Raw genomic sequence first — 19,138 nt, forward strand, 5'->3', positions numbered from 1 at the left:
TTGATCAGTCACCGCCGAACCCGGCTCATCCGCTTGCTCAAGAACCCAAACATCTCCTGCCGCATCGCCAGCGCCTCATTCGCCAAATGATGGCGCCCCTCGGGCAACATCAACACCTGCGGCCGATCGAACTTGCTGCGCAGCACTTGCAGGTTATGCACCCAATCCACCGTCATGTCCGCCTGCCCCTGCACGATCAAGGGCTGGCGCGGGCTGCTCGGGGCGGCTTCGATACGTTTGATCCATTGCCCCAACGCGCCCACCCAGGCGGTGGGCAGGCGCAGAGGTTGCAATGGGTCGGCTTGCAGGAAGGGCAGGAACTGCGGGTCGGTGGAGTTCTCGCTGAAACGCCGGGCGATACCGCTCACGAAGGGCTTGAGCAGGTAATAACTCAGGCGCGACCACCCCCAGGCCCGCGGCCGCACCAGGGGCGATAGCAGGATGACCTGGCCCTGGGCCGGGCTCTGCGCGCCCTGATTGAGCACGTGATCGACGACAATGGCCCCGCCGGTGCTTTGCCCGCATAGATGCCAGGGCTGCGGCAGGCCCAGCGTCCCGGCCTCGGCCAACAGCCCCTGCAACGTGGCCTGGTACTCGGCAAAATCCTCGATGCTGGCGCGTTCGCCGCTGGACAGGCCGTGTCCCGGCAGGTCGCAGGCGATCACCGCGAATTTCTGCTCCAGGGCCCACTCGATCAAGTGGCGATACAGCCCCATGTGATCGTAGTAACCGTGGAACACAAACAAGGTCGCCACGGCTTTTTCCGGCCACCAGACCTGGCTGACCAACTCATACCCGCCCACTTCGAAGCGCCCCAACCCCTTGCGCACGACGCGCTGGGGAAAGTCCAGCCCATAGAACCGCTGGTAGGCCTGGGCTTGCTCGGACAGGGCTTGCCACTGGGCCAGCGGTTGCAGGCTGGCACGCAGGAGATCGGGGTCGAAAGTGGCAGGCATCAAGATTTCCAGGCATAGGCGCATCGCGCGAAACAGACTTTGTAGGCCTGCGATATTCATCTGTCGCGGCAGGCATGGCAAGCTACGCGCCTTCAGAGGATCGACTCCATGCGCCCGTCCCACCGCACGACCTTGCTCGCCAGCCTGCTCGCCCTCGGATGCGCCGTCGTCTTGTGGATGGCCTACGACTGGTTCCAAGGCCGTTTCCTGCGGGCCTTCAGCCAACACACAGCGGTGTTTTCCGGCGATCCTCTGCGCCTGCCTGCCGATCTGGCCGGCCCCGGCGCAATACGCCTGGTGCATTTCTGGGACCCGGCGTGCCCATGCAATGTCGGCAACCAGCAGCACCTTTCCGAGTTGATCGATAAATATGTGCCGCAAGGCGTCGAGTTTTATGCAGTACAAAAAGCCGGCAGCCAAGGTCAGCTGCCGGCCACGTTGAGCCACTTGAAAACCCTCCCGGCGCTCCCCGGCTCGAGCCAGATTCCTGCAAGCCCGGCCGTGGCGATCTGGGATCGCAGCGGCAAACTGGCGTACTTCGGCCCCTACAGCGAAGGCCTGACCTGCAACTCGAGCAACAGCTTCATCGAGCCGATTCTCGAGGCATTGAGTATTAACCGACAAGTTAACGCGACCCATACCCTGGCGGTGGGTTGTTATTGTGCGTGGTCGACTTCAAATTGATCTAGCGACACTACTGCCGAATCAAGCAAACGTACCGTGGCAGAACATCACCAATCCAAACCGGGACAGCCTGCCCCATACCCAACCCCCAGGTGTGGGACGCGCTATCGAGAACCTCTATACCACCACTCGCGGCGCTAACCAGCTGGCTACGCAAGCCACTGTCGCGGGGCTCAACGTAGGTGCCGAGTGGATTCAGAGCTTGGCACCGAGATCTAAAAACCCTGGTGCTGGCGACAATATGGAGCTGGCGGAACGAGGCGAGGCGCGGACCCAGGGCGGGCCGGCCAACGAACCAGCACCCACCACCCGGCCAAGCTGATGAAACCGCCGGGCCATCGACGATCACCGGTTGAAACGCCCTTCTACGCCGGCCACAGGAGCCTCCTGTGGCCGGCCCTCGCGACACACGCCGACTCATGTCCCTTTGTGCTTCGACGACGGCCGACGTGATTGCCGTGCCGATCGCCGATAGCCTTCCGATTCGCGGCACCGGCCTCCAAAGCCCAGCCGCTACCCGAAACCTTCCACCGCCTATACTCCCGCCCGCGAGGCGACCTGGAGAAAATCCCTCCGACGGACGATGCGCCGGGAAGCAGCCGTATGCTAAACAGGGAATCAACAGCGAGACCATGGAGCCGCTGTCATCAGAATAAGGAATCACCATGAAACGCACCCTCATCGCCTTTCTGTCATTGCTCGTCACCGCGATCATCGTTGCGGGCGGCTACCTCTACAGCAAGCAGCCCACCCGCCAGGGCACGGTACAGTTGCAAGGGCTGCAGGGCTCGGTGACGGTGCGCTACGACGAACGCGGTGTGCCGCATATCCGCGCCGAAAACGAAACCGACCTGTACCGCGCCCTTGGTTATGTCCATGCCCAGGATCGGCTGTTCCAGATGGAGATCATGCGCCGCCTCGCCCGTGGTGAGCTGGCCGAGGTGCTGGGGCCGAAACTGCTCGACACCGACAAGCTGATGCGCAGCCTGCGCATCCGCGAGCGTGCCGCGGCCTACGTGACCGAGCAGGACCCGCAATCCCCGGCCTGGATCGCCATGCAGGCCTACCTGGACGGCATCAACGCCTATCAGGACAGCCACACCCGCCCCGTGGAGTTCGATGTGCTGGGCATTCCCAAGCGCCCCTTCACCGCCGAAGACACCGTGAGCATTACCGGCTACATGGCCTACAGCTTCGCCGCCGCCTTTCGCACCGAACCCCTGCTGACCTACGTGCGCGATGTGCTGGGTGCCCACTACCTGAGCATTTTCGACCTCGACTGGCAGCCTCAGGGCGTGCTGGCCGAAGGTCGCAAGGGCAGCCTGCCGCTGGCTGCCGCCGACTGGAAAGACCTCAATGCCCTGGCCCGCCTGAGCGAGCAGGCCCTGGCCGATAACGGCCTGCCGCAGTTCGAGGGCAGCAATGCCTGGGCGGTCTCCGGCAGCCGCACCCACAGCGGCAAGCCGTTGCTGGCGGGTGACCCGCACATCCGCTTTTCCACGCCTTCGGTGTGGTACGAGGCGCACTTGTCGGCCCCGGGGTTCGAACTCTACGGGCAGTACCAGGCGCTGATGCCCTTTGCGACGCTGGGCATGAACCGGGATTTCGGCTGGAGCATCACCATGTTCCAGAACGACGACCTGGACCTGATCGCCGAGAAGGTCAACCCGGACAATCCCGAACAGGTCTGGTATCGCGACAAATGGGTGGACATGACCCGCAGCGAGCAGCAGATCGCAGTCAAGGGCCAGGCGCCGGTGACGCTGGTGCTGCGCCAGTCGCCCCATGGCCCGATCGTCAATGATGCCCTCGGCGCGAATGCCGGCAAGACCCCGGTCGCCATGTGGTGGGGATTCCTGGAAAGCCGCAACCCGATCCTCGACGCCTTTTACCAGCTCAACCGCGCCGACACCCTGGCCAAGGCCCGTGGTGCTTCGGCCAAGATCCACGCACCGGGGCTGAACGTGGTGTGGGCCAATGCCAAGGGGGACATCGGCTGGTGGGCCGCCGCGCAACTGCCCAAGCGGCCGGCCGGCGTGAAGCCCGGCTTCATCCTCGACGGCAGCAGCCCGGAGGCGGAAAAGGAAGGCTTCTATCCGTTCAGCAGTAACCCGCAGGAAGAGAATCCGGCGCGGGGCTACATCGTCTCGGCCAACTTTCAGCCGGTGCCGGCCAGCGGCATCGAGATCCCGGGTTACTACAACCTCGCCGACCGCGGCCAGCAACTCAACCACCAGCTCAGCGACAAGCAGGCGAAGTGGGACATCGAAACCACCCAGGCACTGCAACTGGGCACCACCACCGCCTATGGCCCTCGCCTGCTCGCGCCTTTGCTGCCGGTACTGCGTGAAGTGGTCAGCGACCCGCAGGAACGCAAATGGGTGGAACAACTGGCTCAATGGCCGGGCGATTACCCCCTGGACTCCACCAGTGCCACGCTGTTCAACCAGTTCCTGTTCAACCTGGCCGACGCCGCCCTGCACGATGAGCTGGGCGACGGGTTCTTCGAAACCGCCCTGTCGACCCGGGTGATCGACGCGGCCTTGCCACGCCTGGCAGCTACCGAGAACTCACCGTGGTGGGATGACCGCACCACCCTCGGTACCGAGACCCGTGCCGACACCGTGAAAAAGGCCTGGGCCAAGAGCCTGGCGCACCTGAAGGTCACCCTCGGCGACGATGCCTCGCAATGGCAGTGGGGTAAGGCCCACACCCTGACCCACGGTCACCCGCTGGGCATGCAAAAGCCGCTGGACCGGATCTTCAACGTCGGCCCCTTCGCCGCGCCGGGCACCCACGAGGTGCCCAACAACCTCTCCGCCAAAATCGGCCCGGCACCGTGGCCGGTGACCTACGGGCCTTCGACACGGCGCATCATCGACTTCGCCGACCCGAGCCACAGCGTCACCATCAACCCCGTCGGCCAGAGCGGCGTGCCGTTCGACAAGCATTACGAGGACCAGGCCGAGGCATACATAGAGGGGCTGTATCACCAGGCGCACCTGGCCGAGGAAGAAGTGACGGCCAATACCCATGGCACCTTGAAACTGTTGCCGGCCCGGGCGCCCTGAATCGGGCGCGCAGGCTTTTTCATCGCCACCTGGGCTTGATCGTCATTGATGGTCAAGACTAGAGGGGCTCAATCCCGTCTCGTCCTTAGGAGTCAACGCAATGTTCAATAACTGGTCCGAGCTGCTGCCTACCATCAAGAGCGCCTTTGGCGCCCTGGGCAAAAGCAATCCGAAGATGGTCAAGGCCTACATGGCCCTGGACGAAGCCGCGGCTGAAAACAACGTGCTCGATGCCAAGACCCGTGAGCTGATCTCCATCGCCGTCGCCATCACCACGCGCTGTGACGGCTGCATCGGCGTACACACTGACGCCGCCATCAAGGCCGGCGCCACCCGCGAAGAAATCGCCGCCACCCTGGCCACCGCCGTGTCCCTGAATGCGGGCGCGGCGTACATCTACTCCCTGCGCGCGCTGGAGGCCCATGACGCGTTGAAGAAGTGAGCGGCTGACACCTACGCCAGCGCGCCGAAATTCAGCCTGAATTGCTGTGGCGTCACGCCCAGCCTGCGATCGAATACGCTGCGCATGTGCTGGGCATCGCGAAAGCCACATTGCCAGGCCACGGTCTTGAGCGGGGCGCGGGTGCTTTCCAGCATCACCCGCGCCGCGTCCACCCGGGCCTGCTCGACGAACTCCGCCGGCGTGATCTTCGCTTCCCGGGTGAACACCCGAGAGAAGTTGCGCGGGCTCATGTTCGCGGCACTGGCCAGGTCGGCGATGGTCAGGTCACCGTTCAGGTGCGCCAGGACATACGCCTGGACCTGGGCCACGGTGGACGTCGGCTCAGCGTGGGGCGCAAGAAATGGGCTGAATTGCGACTGCCCGCCCGAGCGCTGGGTAAACACCACCAGCCGCTTGGCGACACTCAGGGCAACGTCCGGCCCATGGTCCTGGGCCAGCAGGAACAACGACAGGTCGATGCCTGCGCTGACCCCGGCAGAGGTGTAGAGCTGGCGATCCTGCACGTACAAACGATCCGCCTCGACCCGGGTCGAGGGGCACAGCTGCGCCAGCGCCGCGGCGTCACCCCAATGGGTGGTGACGGTCCGCCCCTCCAGCAATCCAGCCCGGGCCAGCATGAAAGCGCCATTGCAGATCGAGCCAAAGCGCCGCGCTCGTGCGCAAGCATCCCGCAGCCAGGCATCGAATACCGCGCCAACGTGCATGAACGGTAACTGCGGCCCGCCCGCCACCAACAGCAGGTCGTAGGCCTGTCGAGCCTCGCTGAAATGCCGATGGGCATTCAGGGACAAGCCGTTGGAACAGGACATCGCGCCTTGCTCGGTGCCGATCACTTCAAGCCGATAGTGATCCTCGGCGGCCAGGAACCGATTGGCTTCGCTGAACACGTCCATGGGCCCGGTAACGTCCAGCGACTGGACGCCTGGGAATACCACGACGGCGACGACTTTCTGCATGGTGCTCACTTGCCTTCGAGTGGAACGACTCCAGCACCCTAGCCAATTCGCGTCCCGGAAGCCATCTGGCACGAAACCCAGGCTTATTGGCAAGGATCGCAGCCATGGGAACATTGTTCGGCTAACGCCCGGCGAACAGACTGAAACCCTCGGCGCCGCACTGGCCCATCGTCAAGAGGAGAACAGCATGAACAGCATCGCCGGCATCAAGATCCCCGATAGTCCCCTCGCCCGCGCCACCACCGAATACATCCGCGATATCGAATCCGACCTGCTGTACCACCACTCCCGCCGGGTGTTTCTGTTCGGCGCCTTGAGTGGCCAGCGTCGGCAGTTGGCCTACGATCCGGAGTTGCTGTACGTCGGAGCGATGTTCCACGACCTGGGCCTGGTGGAAGGTTATCGCAGCGATGATGAGCGTTTCGAAGTGGACGGGGCGAACGCGGCCGCAGCGTTTCTCAAGCCCTACGGGTTGAGCGATGACGACATTGAGCAGGTGTGGCTGTCGATTGCCCTGCACACCACGCCAGGCGTGCCCAAACACCTGCGCCCCACCGTCGCCCTGGTGACCGCTGGTGTGGAGATGGACGTGCTGGGCATGGACTACGCCGCGTTCCCGGCAGCACAGCGCGACGCCGTGGTGCACGCTCATCCCCGCGAGGAAGGGTTCAAGGAATGCATCATCTGCGCCTTTGCCGACGGTTTGCGGCATCGTCCGCAGACCACATTTGGCAACGTGAAGACCGACGTGCTGGTGGATCAGGAACCCGGGTTCAAACCGATGAACTTCGTGGAGGTGATCCGCACTTCGCCTTGGCATTCGTAGCCAGCACGCCCCACCGCTATCGCGAGCAAGCTCGCTCCCACAAGGGCATCTGCGTTCGGCTGCGGATTTGCAGGTGCCCCAAAAACACCTGTGGGAGCGAGCTTGCTCGCGATGACGGACTGACATTCAACATCTTCGCTGACTGCCACACCGCTATCGCGAGCAAGCCCGCTCCCCACATTCAGACCGGTGCGGTCTCGGCCCGGCGTACTTCCGGTTGTTTCCAGGAGTCGGCGGCGCTTTCTTCGATGGCTTGCTGGATCGCGCGCCTGCGATTTTCTTCGGCGCGACGGCTGAAGTACCAGACCAGGAAAGTCACCAGCGACACCGCCAGCAGGATCAGGCTCGCCACGGCATTGATTTCCGGTTTTACCCCCAGGCGCACGGCCGAGAAGACTTCCATCGGCAAGGTCGTCGAACCAGGGCCGGAGACGAAGCTCGCCAGCACCAGGTCATCCAGGGACAACGCGAATGACATCATGCCCCCCGCCGCCAGTGACGGCGCGATCATCGGGATGGTGATCAGAAAGAACACCTTCCACGGCCGCGCACCGAGGTCCATGGCCGCTTCTTCGATGGACAGGTCCAGCTCACGCAAGCGCGCCGAGACCACCACCGCCACATAGGCCGCGCAGAATGTGGTGTGGGCAATCCAGATCGTGACGATGCCACGCTCCTGGGGCCAGCCGATCATCTGGGCCATGGCCACGAACAGCAGCAACAGCGACAGGCCAGTGATGACTTCCGGCATCACCAGCGGCGCGGTGACCAGGCCACCGAACAACGTGCGGCCCTTGAAGTGGGTGATGCGGGTCAGCACGAAGGCCGCCAACGTACCCAGGGCCACCGCGGCAATCGCCGTGTAACAGGCGATTTCCAGCGAGCGCACCACCGAACCCATCAACTGGCTGTTGTCCAGCAGGCCGACGTACCACTTGATCGACCAACCGCCCCACACCGTCACCAGTTTCGAGGCATTGAACGAGTAGATCACCAGGATCAGCATCGGCGCGTAGATGAACAGCAAACCCAGCACCAGCATCAGGCTTGAAAAACTGAAGCGCTTCATTCCTTGCCCTCCATTTCCTTGGCCTGACTGCGGTTGAACAGGATGATGGGCACGATCAGGATCGCCAGCATCACCACCGCCAAGGCGGATGCCACCGGCCAGTCACGGTTGTTGAAGAATTCCTGCCACAGCACTTTGCCGATCATCAGGGTTTCCGGGCCGCCCAGCAGTTCCGGGATCACGAACTCGCCCACCACGGGAATGAACACCAGCATGCAGCCTGCGATGATGCCGTTCTTGGACAGCGGCACGGTGATTTTCCAGAAACTGTTGAAAGTACTCGAACCCAGGTCCGACGCGGCTTCCAACAGGCTGGGGTCATGTTTCACCAGGTTGGCGTACAACGGCAGGATCATGAACGGCAGGTAGGAATAGACGACCCCGATATACACCGCCAGGTTGGTGTTGAGGATTTGCAGCGGTTCACTGATCAAACCGATGCTCAGCAAAAAGCTGTTGAGCAAGCCGTTGTTGCTGAGGATGCCCATCCACGCGTAGACGCGGATCAGGATCGCGGTCCAGGTCGGCATCATGATCAGCAGCACCAGCACCGTCTGCATCTCTTTGCGGGCGCTGGCGATGGCGTAGGCCATCGGGTAACCGATCAACAGGCACAAAACGGTGCTGATCAGGGCCATCTTCAGCGAGCCGAGGTAGGCGGCAATGTACAGCTCGTCCTCACTGAGCATCACGTAGTTGGCGAGGTTGAGCAGCACCTGCAGTTTCTGATCGATGTAGCTATAGATCTCGGTGTACGGCGGGATGGCCACGGCGGCTTCGGCGAAGCTGATCTTCAGGACGATGAAGAACGGCAGCATGAAGAACAGGAACAGCCAGATGAAGGGCACCCCGATGACCAGCTGGCGGCCACCGGGCGTTATTCGAGCGAGTCGGCGTTTGAGTTTGCGCAGGTTCATGAGCGAAGCACCACGCCGCTGTCGTCTTCCCACCAGACGAACACCTGGTCGCCCCAGGTCGGACGCTGGCCGCGGCGTTCGGCGTTGGCGACGAAGGACTGCACCAGCTTGCCGCTTGGCAACTCGACGTAGAACACCGAGTGGCCGCCCAGGTAGGCGATGTCATGGACCTTGCCGCTGGACCAGTTGTGTTCGCAGTCTGGTTGCTCGGCGGTGACCAGCAGTTTTTCCGGGCGAATGGCGTAGGTCACGGACTTGTCCTGCACCGATGTGCTGATGCCGTGGCCCACGTAGATGTTGCGGTCCAGATCCTTGCAGGTCAGCACCGCATGGCCTTCGGCGTCGTCCACCACTTCGGTCTCGAAGATGTTGACGTTGCCGATGAACTCGCAGACCAGCCGGCTGGTCGGGGTTTCATAGATGTCGATCGGGCTGCCGATCTGGGCGATCCAGCCCAGGTGCATGATCGCAATGCGCTCGGCCATGGTCATGGCCTCTTCCTGGTCGTGGGTCACCATGACGCAGGTCACACCGACCCGCTCGATGATCTCCACCAGCTCAAGCTGCATTTGCGAGCGCAGCTTCTTGTCCAGGGCTCCCATCGGTTCGTCGAGCAGCAACAGCTTCGGCCGCTTGGCCAGGGAACGGGCCAGGGCCACGCGCTGGCGCTGGCCACCGGAGAGCTGGTGCGGCTTGCGCTTGGCGTACTGGCTCATCTGCACCAGCTTGAGCATTTCAGCCACGCGGGCATCGACCTCGGCTTTCGGGATCTTGTCCTGTTGCAAGCCGAAGGCGATGTTCTGCGCCACCGTCATGTGGGGGAACAAGGCGTAGGACTGGAACATCATGTTGATCGGCCGCTCGTAGGGCGGCATGTCAGTGATATCCACGCCATCGAGGAAAATCCGCCCCTCGGTGGGCCGCTCGAAACCGGCCAGCATGCGCAGCAGGGTGGACTTGCCCGATCCCGAACCGCCGAGCAAGGCGAAAATCTCGCCTTTCTTGATTTCCAGGGACACATCGTCCACCGCAATCGTCTCGTCGAACTTCTTCGTGACCCGGTCGATTTTGACCAACACCTGCTTGGGTGTCTGGTCGCCCTCGAGGGCTTTCTTATAGGCGCCGGAGGCAACTGCCATTTACGAAACTCCCACAGAATTTGCAGTTCGCCCCACGCGGGCGAACCTTAAGAGTGTTGACGTTATTTACCCGACTTGACCTTGGTCCAGCTGCGGGTCATGAGTCGTTGGATCTTGGGCGGCAACTCGGAGTTGACGTAGAGCTTGTCGACGACTGCTTGCGGTGGGTAAACCGCTTCGTCGGTGCGTACTTCCTGATCCATCAGCTCGCCAGCCTTGGGGTTCGGGTTGGCATAACCGACAGTGTCGCTGACCTGGGCGATGACCTCAGGCTTGAGCAGATAGTTGATAAAGGCATGCGCTTGCTTGACGTTGCCGGCGTCGCGCGGGATCGCCAGCATGTCGAACCAGAGATTGCCGCCTTCCTTGGGAATCACGTAGGCGATATCGACGCCCTTGCCGGCTTCGCTGGCACGCTCGCGGGCCTGGAAGATGTCGCCGGAGAAACCGGCGGCCACGCAGATCTCGCCGTTGGCCAGGTCGGATATGTACTTGGAGGAGTTGAAGTAGGTCACGTAAGGCCGGATCTTGAGGAGCTGGGCCTCGGCCTTCTTGTAGTCTTCAGGGTCTTGGCTGTTGGGGTCCAGGCCCAGGTAGTTGAGCATCGCCGGGATCATCTCGTCACCCGAGTCGAGGAACGAAACACCGCAGCTGGACAGCTTCTTGATGTTTTCCGGTTCGAACAGCATGGCCCACGAATCGATCTTGTCGACACCCAGGACCGCCTTGATCTTCTCGACGTTGTAGCCGATGCCGTTGGTGCCCCACAGGTAAGGCACGGCGTACTGGTTACCCGGGTCGTTCTTTTCCAGGCGCTTGAGCAGCACGGGGTCGAGGTTGGCGTAGTTGGGCAACTGCGCCTTGTCGAGCTTCTGGAACGCCCCGGCCTTGATCTGTTTGCCCAGGAAGTGGTTGGACGGCACCACCACGTCGTAACCGGTACGCCCGGCCAGCAACTTGCCTTCCAGGGTTTCGTTGGAGTCGAACACGTCATACACCGGCTTGATGCCAGTGGCTTTTTCGAAATCCGCCAGGGTGGTCTCGCCGATGTAGTCCGACCAATTATAAATATGCACGGTGGAGGCGGCCTGGACGCTGACGGCGAGCGTCAGGCCGGCACCGACCAGCAAGGCGTTGCGTAACAAAGAAAAGACTGGCATGTGGAGGTCCTCTTAAATAGTTGGGCCCAAGTTGCCCCCGTTACTTGGCCAAGAGAGGCCCTGCAACAAAACCGGCGCGCAACTTACCCTCGATAAACCGATCCAGCAAAATTTTTTGGTTATTTAATTGCTCCTGTTGCCGCCGCCGCGACGGCAGCGACAACAGGAGGATGCTTCAGGCCGGCTTATTTACCGGATTTGATCTTGGTCCAGCTGCGGGTCATGATCCGCTGGGTCGCGGACGGCAGATCGGCGATGGCGTAGAGCTTGGCCTTCACTTCGTCAGATGGATAAATGCTCGGGTCACCGGAGATTTCCTTGTCCACCAGAGGGGTGGCGGCTTTGTTGCCGTTAGGGAAACGCACGTTGTCGGTGATCTCAGCCATGATTTCCGGCTGCATGATGAAGTTCATCCATTTATAAGCGGCTTCGATGTTTTCGGCATCCTTGGGGATGGCGACCATGTCATAGAACGAACCGGCACCTTCCTTGGGAATGGTGTAGGCCACTTTCACTTTGCCGCCAGCCTCGGCAGCACGGCTCTTGGATTGCTCGATATCACCCGAGTAGCCCACGGCGACGCAGATGTTGCCGTTGGCCAGGTCGGAGATGTATTTGGACGAGTGGAAGTAACTGATCGATGGACGCAGTTTAAGGAACAGCGCTTCGGCCTCGGCCAGTTGCTTCTTGTCCTGGCTGTCGGTCGGGTAGCCCAGGTAATGCAGGGCTACCGGAATCATTTCGGTTGGCGAATCGAGGAAGCTCACGCCGCAGCTCTTGAGCTTGGCGATGTTCTCTGGCTTGAGCAGGGTGTCCCAGGAATCGATCTTGTCGACGCCCAAGGCGGCCTTGACCTTCTCGGGGTTATAACCGATCCCGATAGTGCCCCACATGTAAGGGAAGGCGTGTTTGTTGCCCTGGTCGCTGGCATCGCCGACCGCCTTGAGCAGGTCGGTGTCCAGGTTCTTCCAGTTCGGCAGTTTGGACTTGTCCAGTTCCTGGTAGACCCCGGCCTTGATCTGCTTGGCCAGGAAGTTGTTCGACGGCACCACGATGTCATAACCGGACTTGCCGGCCAGCAACTTGGCTTCCAGTGTTTCGTTGCTGTCGAACACGTCGTAGACGACTTTGATCCCCGTTTCTTTTTCGAACTTGGCGACCGTGTCCGGCGCAATGTAGTCGGACCAGTTATAGACGTGCAGCACTTTGTCCTCCGCCTGAACGGCGCCCGCCATCACGCCCATCAGGGACATGGCGAGGAGGGTCTTGCCAGCTATCTTCATACCTAATGTCTTCATGCCTAATGCCTTCATGAAAAAGTGCTCCAGTTATTCTTCTTAGCCACAGTTCAGTAGCCGGCCACCAGTCTGGCAAGTTACAGGCCGGGCTTTCAACACAAGCCCAGACTTTTGTTCGCGCTGGGCGAGGCCCTTGCAGGAACCTCGCTCAGAGCCTAGCACTTAGCCTTGCAACGCACTGAGCGTCAGGTCCAGGCACTGCCGCGCCTTGGTCACCAGTTCATCGATCTCGGCCTTGCTGATCACCAGCGGCGGCGCAATGATCATGGTGTCGCCCACCGCGCGCATGATCAGCCCGTTATCGAAACAGAACTGCCGGCAGATCATGCCCACGCCCTTGCCTTCGTAGCGCTTGCGCGTGGCCTTGTCCTGGACCAGCTCGATAGCCCCCAGCAAACCGACACCGCGCACCTCACCCACCAACGGATGATCGTTCAGCTCGCGCAAACGTTTCTGCAAATAGGGTGCCGTTTCAGCATGGACGCGCTCGATGATCTTTTCGTCGCGCAGGATGCGGATGTTTTCCAGGGCCACCGCGGCGGCCACCGGGTGACCGGAATAGGTAAACCCATGGTTGAAGTCGCCGCCTTCGTTGAGCACCGCGACCACGTCGTCACGCACGATCAGCCCGCCCATGGGGATGTAGCCGGAGGTCAGGCCCTTGGCGATGGTCATCATGTGGGGTTTCAACCCGTAGTAGTCGGTACCGAACCACTCACCGGTACGACCGAAACCGCAGATCACTTCGTCGGCCACGAACAGGATGTCGTACTTGGCGAGGATTTCCTTCATGCGCGGCCAGTAGCTGTCCGGCGGCACGATCACGCCACCGGCGCCCTGGATCGGCTCGGCGATGAAGGCACCGACGTTGTCCACGCCGATCTCCAGGATCTTCTCTTCCAGCTGGTTGGCGGCCCACACGCCGAACTCTTCGGGGCTCATGTCGCCGCCTTCGCCGAACCAATAAGGTTGGGCGATGTGGACAATGCCCGGGATCGGCAGGTCGCCCTGCTCGTGCATATAGGTCATGCCGCCCAGGCTCGCGCCGGCCACGGTCGAACCGTGATAACCGTTCTTGCGGCTGATGATGACCTTCTTGTTCGGCTGGCCCTTGATCGCCCAATAGTGGCGGACCATCCGCAGCATGGTGTCGTTGCCTTCGGAGCCGGAACCGGTGAAGAACACGTGGTTCATGCCTTCAGGGGCGATGTCGGCGATGGCTTTGGACAATTCCAGCACCGGCGGGTGGGCCGTCTGGAAGAACAGGTTGTAGTACGGCAGCTCGCGCATCTGTTGGCTGGCGGCATCGGCCAGTTCCTCGCGGCCATAACCGACGGCCACGCACCAGAGGCCGGCCATGCCGTCGAGGATCTTGTTGCCTTCACTGTCCCAGAGGTAGACACCCTTGGCGTGAGTGATGATGCGCGGGCCTTTCTCTTTGAGCTGCTTGAAGTCGCTGAACGGCGCCAGGTGGTGATCGTTGCTCAGGGCCTGCCATTCACGGGTCTGCGGGTTGTTGCGGGTCATGCCAATTCTCCTTTTATCGGTGAGGGCGAAGCTGCCTGAAGCAGCTCCGCCCGGCGCTTCAGACGGCGAAGAGCAGGAATTCCCGCTCCCACGAACTGATGACGCGCTTGAAGTTTTCATGCTCGGCCCGCTTGACCGCGACGTAGCCTGTGATGAATTTCTTGCCCAGGTATTTCTCGATGGTGGTGCTGTTTTCCATGCGTTCCAAAGCATCTTCGATGGTCAGCGGCAAACGCAGGTTGCGGCGTTCGTAGCCTCGGCCCACCACCGGCGCGCTCGGGTTGATACCTTCGACCATGCCGATGAAGCCACACAGCAGACTGGCGGCAATCGCCAGGTACGGGTTGGCATCGGCACCCGGCAAGCGGTTTTCCACCCGACGGTTCTGCGGCCCGGCATCCGGCACCCGCAGGCCCACGGTGCGGTTCTCTTCGCCCCACTCCACGTTCACCGGTGCCGATGTGTCCGGCAGGAAGCGGCGGAACGAGTTGACGTTGGGGGCGAACAGCGGCAACAGCTCGGGGATGAATTTCTGCAGGCCACCGATGTGGTGCAGGAACAGATCGCTCATGGTCCCGTCTTCATTGGAGAAGACGTTCTTGCCGGTTTCCTTGTCGATGATGCTCTGGTGCAGGTGCATCGCACTGCCCGGCTCGCCGGTCATGGGCTTGGCCATGAAGGTGGCGGCCACGTCGTGCTTGAGGGCCGCCTCGCGCATGGTGCGCTTGAACACCAGGATCTGGTCGGCCAGGGACAGGGCATCGCCATGACGGAAATTGATTTCCATCTGCGCCGTGCCGTCCTCGTGGATCAGGGTATCGAGGTCAAGCTCCTGCAGTTCGCACCAGTCGTAGACGTCTTCGAACAGCGGGTCGAATTCGTTGGCCGCCTCGATCGAGAAAGACTGACGGCCGGTTTCCGGACGGCCGGAGCGGCCAACGGGCGGTTGCAGCGGAAAGTCCGGGTCGTCGCTGCGCTTGGTCAGGTAGAACTCCATTTCCGGCGCGACGATCGGCTGCCAACCCTTGTCGGCGTAGAGCTTGAGCACTTTCTTGAGCACGTTGCGCGGCGACAGCTCGATGGGGTTGCCCTGCTTGTCGTAGGCGTCGTGGATGACCTGGGCTGTGGGCTCGATGGCCCAGGGCACAAGGAATACTGCGTTCTCGTCCGGGCGGCAGATCATGTCGATGTCAGCAGGGTCGAGCAGTTCGTAATAGATGTCGTCTTCGACATAGTCGCCCGTAACGGTCTGGAGCAGAACGCTCTCGGGCAGGCGCATGCCTTTCTCGGCGATGAACTTGTTGGTCGGCGAGATCTTGCCCCGGGTGATACCGGTGAGGTCGCCAATCATGCATTCGACTTCTGTGATCTTGTGGTCTTTCAACCAATCGGTGAGCTGGTCGAGGTTGTTACTCATAAATGCCTCTAGGCGTGAGTTTCCTGACTGCTATTAGTCGTCAGGCGTTGTTTGACGCATCGGCGTCGCGTTGGATTGCCCTTGCTCGGCAGGCATCGCCAAATGCCTGGAAAATCGCAAGGTAGTGCGGGTTAGAGCTTACCTCCCATTCGGGGTGCCATTGCACACCTAAAGCAAAAGCCTTGCCTTCTGGCACCGAAACCGCCTCGATCAGGCCATCGGGCGCCACCGCTTCGGCCCGCAACCCAGGCGCCAGGCGCGCGATGCCTTGGCTGTGGATCGAATTGACCGCTATCTGTTGAGGCAGCCCCAGGCCTGCCAGTACACCGCCAGGCTGGATATGCACGGCGTGGGCAGGGCCGTATTGGACATCCACCGCTTGAGTATCGTCTTCACGATGATCGATGAAGGTTCCGACTTCATGAACTTTCTGATGCAGGCTGCCGCCAAAGGCGACGTTCATCTCTTGGAACCCACGGCAAATGCCCAGCACCGGGATGCCCGCATCGACAGCGGCGCGGATCAGCGGCAAGGTGGCGGCGTCCCGTGCAGGATCATGAGCAGTGCCTGGCGCACTGGCCGGGCCTTGGTAATGAAAAGGTTCTATATTGGAAGGAGAGCCGGTAAAGAGGATACCGTCCAGAGCGTCCAGAATATCGGACGGCGAAAACAGATCCGCCAGGGACGGGATCAGCACTGGCAAGCCCTTGGCGGCTGTCGCGACAGCCCGGGCATATTTGTCGCCGGTGGTGTGATAAGCATGCAGACCGATCTGCTTGGAGCAGGTGGTGATGCCGATTAACGGCAGGCGAGACATGAAGCACCCCGGTATTATTGCTGTTATGGGTTTGAATCGAGCTTAGCCTTGTTCATTTTTTTACACAACACCCCCGTAAAAAATACAACACGGCCCGCTCAAGCCTGCGGGCGCCAAGCCCCCTTAACGGGAAAAAACGCCCCAAATTGCCTCAAAAAAGCCCTGCAGGTGCTTTTTTAGGGCAAAAAAGGCCCTGCTTGACTTCGGCATGCCGTTCGGGTTGACTGGGTTTGGAAGAGATCAATGATTGATATTTTTAACAACAAAGGTGTTGCATCATGTCGGTACCCCCGCGTGCCGTTCAGCTTAACGAAGCGAACGCGTTCCTTAAGGAACATCCTGAGGTTCTGTACGTTGACCTTCTGATTGCGGATATGAATGGTGTGGTGCGCGGCAAGCGCATAGAACGCACCAGCCTCCACAAGGTTTACGAGAAAGGCATCAACCTGCCGGCCTCTTTATTTGCCCTGGATATCAATGGCTCCACGGTGGAAAGCACCGGCCTGGGTCTGGACATCGGCGATGCCGACCGGATCTGTTATCCAATCCCTGACACCCTGTGCAACGAGCCTTGGCAGAAGCGCCCGACTGCGCAACTGTTGATGACCATGCACGAACTTGAAGGCGAGCCTTTCTTCGCCGACCCGCGTGAAGTCCTGCGCCAAGTCGTGACCAAGTTCGATGAACTGGGCCTGACCATCTGCGCCGCATTCGAGCTGGAGTTCTACCTGATCGACCAGGAGAACGTGAATGGACGCCCACAACCGCCCCGCTCGCCAATCTCCGGCAAACGCCCGCACTCGACACAGGTCTACCTGATCGATGATCTCGACGAATACGTCGATTGCCTCCAGGACATTCTGGAAGGGGCCAAGGAGCAAGGCATTCCTGCCGACGCCATCGTCAAGGAAAGTGCCCCGGCGCAGTTCGAAGTGAACCTGCACCATGTGGCCGACCCGATCAAGGCCTGCGACTATGCGGTCCTGCTCAAGCGTCTGATCAAGAACATCGCCTACGACCATGAAATGGACACCACCTTCATGGCCAAGCCTTATCCGGGCCAGGCGGGTAATGGTCTGCATGTCCACATCTCGATTCTTGATAAAGATGGCAAGAATATTTTTGCCAGCGAGGATCCCGAGCAGAACGCCGCACTGCGTCACGCGATCGGCGGTGTGCTCGAGACCCTGCCCGCGCAGATGGCTTTCCTCTGCCCGAACGTCAACTCCTACCGTCGTTTCGGCGCACAGTTCTACGTGCCGAACTCGCCGACCTGGGGCCTGGACAACCGCACCGTGGCTTTGCGCGTTCCTACCGGTTCGGCCGATGCCGTGCGCCTGGAACACCGCGTCGCCGGTGCCGATGCCAACCCGTACCTGCTGATGGCCGCCGTGTTGGCAGGCGTTCACCATGGCCTGGTCAACAAGATCGAGCCCGGGGCGCCAGTGGAAGGCAACAGCTACGAGCAGAACGAGCAAAGCCTGCCGAACAACTTGCGTGATGCCTTGCGCGAGCTGGACGACAGCGAAGTCATGGCCAAGTACATCGACCCGAAATACATCGATATCTTCGTGGCCTGCAAGGAGAGCGAGCTGGAGGAGTTCGAACACTCCATCTCCGACCTTGAATACAACTGGTACCTGCATACCGTGTAAGCGGGTTGCAGTAAAAAAACGCCGCAGGCCTTCGGGACTGCGGCGTTTTTTTATATTTGGGTGGATGGCCGCCTTCGGCGGATCGCGAGCAAGCTCAGCTCCCACAGAGGGGCTCTTCTGATCATTTGGTCTGATTCACAATATATTGCTCTGTGGGAGCAAGGCTTGCCCGCGATGACGGCCCGGCAGACAACACATAAATCGACTCGTACAATGCCCGGCAGCCCCGCAGGAGACGTCCATGACGCGCATCGCCACCCCCCGCAAACCCCGCGCACGCAGCCAGGCCCGGATCGACAGCATTCTTGATGCCGCCCGTACGCTGCTTACCGCCGAAGGCGTGGCCAGCCTGTCGATCTACAGCGTCGCCGAGCGCGCCGGGATCCCGCCCTCTTCCGTGTACCACTTCTTCGCCAGCGTCCCGGCCCTGCTCGAAGCCCTGACCGCCGACGTCCACGCCGCCTTTCGCGCCTGCCTGCAAGCACCGATCGATCATGCGGCGCTGAACCATTGGCACGACCTGTCACGGCTGGTGGAACAGCGCATGCTCACCATCTACAGCCAGGACGCCGCCGCCCGCCAATTGATCCTGACCCAGCATGGCCTGACCGAAGTCACCCAGGCCGACCGTCAGCACGACCTCGAGCTGGGCGACCTGATGCATAAGGTGTTCGACCATCATTTCGAACTGCCGACCCTGCCCGACGACGTCGACGTGTTCGCCCTGGCCATGGAACTGGGCGACCGCGTCTACGCCCGCTCGGTACAGCAACACGGCCAGATCACCCCGCGCATGGCCGAAGAGGGCATGCGGGTGTTCGATGCATACCTGGGGCTGTATCTGCCGCCGTATTTGCCCAAGCGCTCTGATTGATCGTTGATCGCCAGGGACCGGAAAGCCCCGAAGGGCTCTCACCTTCCGGGGCTGTGGGTCAAGCATCGCTCACAATTTGGCGATAGAAACCTCGGTGGATTTGACGAAGGCGATCACTTCGCTGCCGATCGCCAGTTCCAACTCCTTGACCGAGCGGGTGGTGATGACCGACGTGACGATGCCCGACGCGGTCTGCACGTCGATTTCCGACAGCACGTCGCCTTCGACGATTTCCTTGATGGTGCCTTTGAACTGGTTGCGTACGTTGATGGCTTTGATAGTCATGGTGTCGATTCCTGTCTGGATGAA

Annotated in this window: 17 protein-coding genes; 6 read left to right on the plus strand and 11 right to left on the minus strand. The window is 61.2% G+C overall.

The window, feature by feature from the left end; all coding sequences use genetic code 11:
* Positions 1–8: 8 nt before the first annotated feature.
* Entirely contained in the window at positions 9–956 is a 948-nt protein-coding gene (bipL, locus tag AC09SL_RS23360) for a phospholipase BipL (protein ID WP_058543300.1), read from the minus strand.
* 108 nt (positions 957–1,064) lie between these two features.
* On the opposite strand from bipL, the gene AC09SL_RS23365 reads away from it, so the two are divergent.
* From AC09SL_RS23365 to AC09SL_RS23375, 3 genes are all read left to right on the plus strand, one after another.
* Positions 1,065–1,640 (plus strand): DUF6436 domain-containing protein, encoded by a 576-nt coding sequence (locus AC09SL_RS23365; protein ID WP_058543266.1) that lies wholly within the window; start codon positions 1,065–1,067, stop codon positions 1,638–1,640.
* Positions 1,641–2,305: 665 nt separating this feature from the next.
* Entirely contained in the window at positions 2,306–4,711 is a 2,406-nt protein-coding gene (locus tag AC09SL_RS23370; RefSeq protein WP_058543265.1) for a penicillin acylase family protein, read from the plus strand.
* A gap of 100 nt (positions 4,712–4,811) precedes the next feature.
* The gene (locus tag AC09SL_RS23375) at positions 4,812–5,153 is read left to right on the plus strand and encodes a carboxymuconolactone decarboxylase family protein (protein WP_014340738.1); all 342 of its coding nucleotides are present in this window, start codon (positions 4,812–4,814) and stop codon (positions 5,151–5,153) included.
* Positions 5,154–5,164: 11 nt separating this feature from the next.
* On the opposite strand, the gene AC09SL_RS23380 is transcribed toward AC09SL_RS23375, so the two are convergent.
* The gene (locus tag AC09SL_RS23380; RefSeq protein ID WP_058543264.1) at positions 5,165–6,130 is read right to left on the minus strand and encodes a GlxA family transcriptional regulator; all 966 of its coding nucleotides are present in this window, start codon (positions 6,128–6,130) and stop codon (positions 5,165–5,167) included.
* A 187-nt stretch (positions 6,131–6,317) separates the two neighbouring features.
* On the opposite strand from AC09SL_RS23380, the gene AC09SL_RS23385 reads away from it, so the two are divergent.
* Positions 6,318–6,956 (plus strand): HD domain-containing protein, encoded by a 639-nt coding sequence (locus AC09SL_RS23385; RefSeq protein ID WP_058543263.1) that lies wholly within the window; start codon positions 6,318–6,320, stop codon positions 6,954–6,956.
* A gap of 181 nt (positions 6,957–7,137) precedes the next feature.
* Here AC09SL_RS23385 and AC09SL_RS23390 read toward each other — a convergent pair whose 3' ends face one another.
* The 8 genes from AC09SL_RS23390 to AC09SL_RS23425 all read right to left on the minus strand — a co-directional run bounded on the left by AC09SL_RS23390 (position 7,138) and on the right by AC09SL_RS23425 (position 16,300).
* Positions 7,138–8,025, minus strand: a complete 888-nt coding sequence (locus tag AC09SL_RS23390; protein ID WP_064106890.1) for an ABC transporter permease subunit — start codon at positions 8,023–8,025, stop codon at positions 7,138–7,140.
* Positions 8,022–8,942, minus strand: coding sequence for an ABC transporter permease subunit (locus tag AC09SL_RS23395; RefSeq protein WP_058542258.1), 921 nt, complete (start codon positions 8,940–8,942; stop codon positions 8,022–8,024). The genes AC09SL_RS23390 and AC09SL_RS23395 overlap by 4 nt, the downstream gene beginning before the upstream one ends.
* Positions 8,939–10,081 (minus strand): ABC transporter ATP-binding protein, encoded by a 1,143-nt coding sequence (locus AC09SL_RS23400; RefSeq protein WP_058542259.1) that lies wholly within the window; start codon positions 10,079–10,081, stop codon positions 8,939–8,941. The genes AC09SL_RS23395 and AC09SL_RS23400 overlap by 4 nt, the downstream gene beginning before the upstream one ends.
* 62 nt (positions 10,082–10,143) lie before the next feature.
* Positions 10,144–11,241, minus strand: a complete 1,098-nt coding sequence (locus AC09SL_RS23405) for a polyamine ABC transporter substrate-binding protein (RefSeq protein WP_058542260.1) — start codon at positions 11,239–11,241, stop codon at positions 10,144–10,146.
* A gap of 185 nt (positions 11,242–11,426) precedes the next feature.
* Positions 11,427–12,524, minus strand: coding sequence for a polyamine ABC transporter substrate-binding protein (locus AC09SL_RS23410; RefSeq protein ID WP_058542261.1), 1,098 nt, complete (start codon positions 12,522–12,524; stop codon positions 11,427–11,429).
* A 177-nt stretch (positions 12,525–12,701) separates the two neighbouring features.
* Complete coding sequence (locus tag AC09SL_RS23415; protein ID WP_058542262.1) at positions 12,702–14,066, minus strand: aspartate aminotransferase family protein; 1,365 nt, start codon at positions 14,064–14,066, stop codon at positions 12,702–12,704.
* A gap of 58 nt (positions 14,067–14,124) precedes the next feature.
* Positions 14,125–15,483 (minus strand): glutamine synthetase family protein, encoded by a 1,359-nt coding sequence (locus AC09SL_RS23420; protein ID WP_018610575.1) that lies wholly within the window; start codon positions 15,481–15,483, stop codon positions 14,125–14,127.
* A 40-nt stretch (positions 15,484–15,523) separates the two neighbouring features.
* Positions 15,524–16,300, minus strand: a complete 777-nt coding sequence (locus AC09SL_RS23425) for a gamma-glutamyl-gamma-aminobutyrate hydrolase family protein (protein WP_058542263.1) — start codon at positions 16,298–16,300, stop codon at positions 15,524–15,526.
* Between the two features lie 278 nt (positions 16,301–16,578).
* Between AC09SL_RS23425 and AC09SL_RS23430 the strand changes: the two genes are divergently transcribed.
* Both AC09SL_RS23430 and AC09SL_RS23435 read left to right on the plus strand, forming a co-directional pair.
* Positions 16,579–17,955 (plus strand): glutamine synthetase family protein, encoded by a 1,377-nt coding sequence (locus AC09SL_RS23430; protein ID WP_025216023.1) that lies wholly within the window; start codon positions 16,579–16,581, stop codon positions 17,953–17,955.
* Positions 17,956–18,196: 241 nt separating this feature from the next.
* The gene (locus AC09SL_RS23435) at positions 18,197–18,829 is read left to right on the plus strand and encodes a TetR/AcrR family transcriptional regulator (protein ID WP_058542264.1); all 633 of its coding nucleotides are present in this window, start codon (positions 18,197–18,199) and stop codon (positions 18,827–18,829) included.
* Between the two features lie 69 nt (positions 18,830–18,898).
* Here the strand turns inward: AC09SL_RS23435 and AC09SL_RS23440 are convergent, their stop codons facing one another.
* Positions 18,899–19,114 (minus strand): TOBE domain-containing protein, encoded by a 216-nt coding sequence (locus AC09SL_RS23440; protein ID WP_003177394.1) that lies wholly within the window; start codon positions 19,112–19,114, stop codon positions 18,899–18,901.
* Positions 19,115–19,138: the final 24 nt, after the last annotated feature.

This window comes from Pseudomonas sp. PF05, assembly GCF_056521845.1.

Bases quoted from the DNA above. Each gene is read 5' to 3' on its own strand.
- bipL (WP_058543300.1), bottom strand. From the start codon at position 956: ATGCCTGCCACTTTCGACCCCGATCTCCTGCGTGCCAGCCTGCAACCG.
- AC09SL_RS23365 (WP_058543266.1), top strand. From the start codon at position 1,065: ATGCGCCCGTCCCACCGCACGACCTTGCTCGCCAGCCTGCTCGCCCTC.
- AC09SL_RS23370 (WP_058543265.1), top strand. From the start codon at position 2,306: ATGAAACGCACCCTCATCGCCTTTCTGTCATTGCTCGTCACCGCGATC.
- AC09SL_RS23375 (WP_014340738.1), top strand. From the start codon at position 4,812: ATGTTCAATAACTGGTCCGAGCTGCTGCCTACCATCAAGAGCGCCTTT.
- AC09SL_RS23380 (WP_058543264.1), bottom strand. From the start codon at position 6,130: ATGCAGAAAGTCGTCGCCGTCGTGGTATTCCCAGGCGTCCAGTCGCTG.
- AC09SL_RS23385 (WP_058543263.1), top strand. From the start codon at position 6,318: ATGAACAGCATCGCCGGCATCAAGATCCCCGATAGTCCCCTCGCCCGC.
- AC09SL_RS23390 (WP_064106890.1), bottom strand. From the start codon at position 8,025: ATGAAGCGCTTCAGTTTTTCAAGCCTGATGCTGGTGCTGGGTTTGCTG.
- AC09SL_RS23395 (WP_058542258.1), bottom strand. From the start codon at position 8,942: ATGAACCTGCGCAAACTCAAACGCCGACTCGCTCGAATAACGCCCGGT.
- AC09SL_RS23400 (WP_058542259.1), bottom strand. From the start codon at position 10,081: ATGGCAGTTGCCTCCGGCGCCTATAAGAAAGCCCTCGAGGGCGACCAG.
- AC09SL_RS23405 (WP_058542260.1), bottom strand. From the start codon at position 11,241: ATGCCAGTCTTTTCTTTGTTACGCAACGCCTTGCTGGTCGGTGCCGGC.
- AC09SL_RS23410 (WP_058542261.1), bottom strand. From the start codon at position 12,524: ATGAAGATAGCTGGCAAGACCCTCCTCGCCATGTCCCTGATGGGCGTG.
- AC09SL_RS23415 (WP_058542262.1), bottom strand. From the start codon at position 14,066: ATGACCCGCAACAACCCGCAGACCCGTGAATGGCAGGCCCTGAGCAAC.
- AC09SL_RS23420 (WP_018610575.1), bottom strand. From the start codon at position 15,483: ATGAGTAACAACCTCGACCAGCTCACCGATTGGTTGAAAGACCACAAG.
- AC09SL_RS23425 (WP_058542263.1), bottom strand. From the start codon at position 16,300: ATGTCTCGCCTGCCGTTAATCGGCATCACCACCTGCTCCAAGCAGATC.
- AC09SL_RS23430 (WP_025216023.1), top strand. From the start codon at position 16,579: ATGTCGGTACCCCCGCGTGCCGTTCAGCTTAACGAAGCGAACGCGTTC.
- AC09SL_RS23435 (WP_058542264.1), top strand. From the start codon at position 18,197: ATGACGCGCATCGCCACCCCCCGCAAACCCCGCGCACGCAGCCAGGCC.
- AC09SL_RS23440 (WP_003177394.1), bottom strand. From the start codon at position 19,114: ATGACTATCAAAGCCATCAACGTACGCAACCAGTTCAAAGGCACCATC.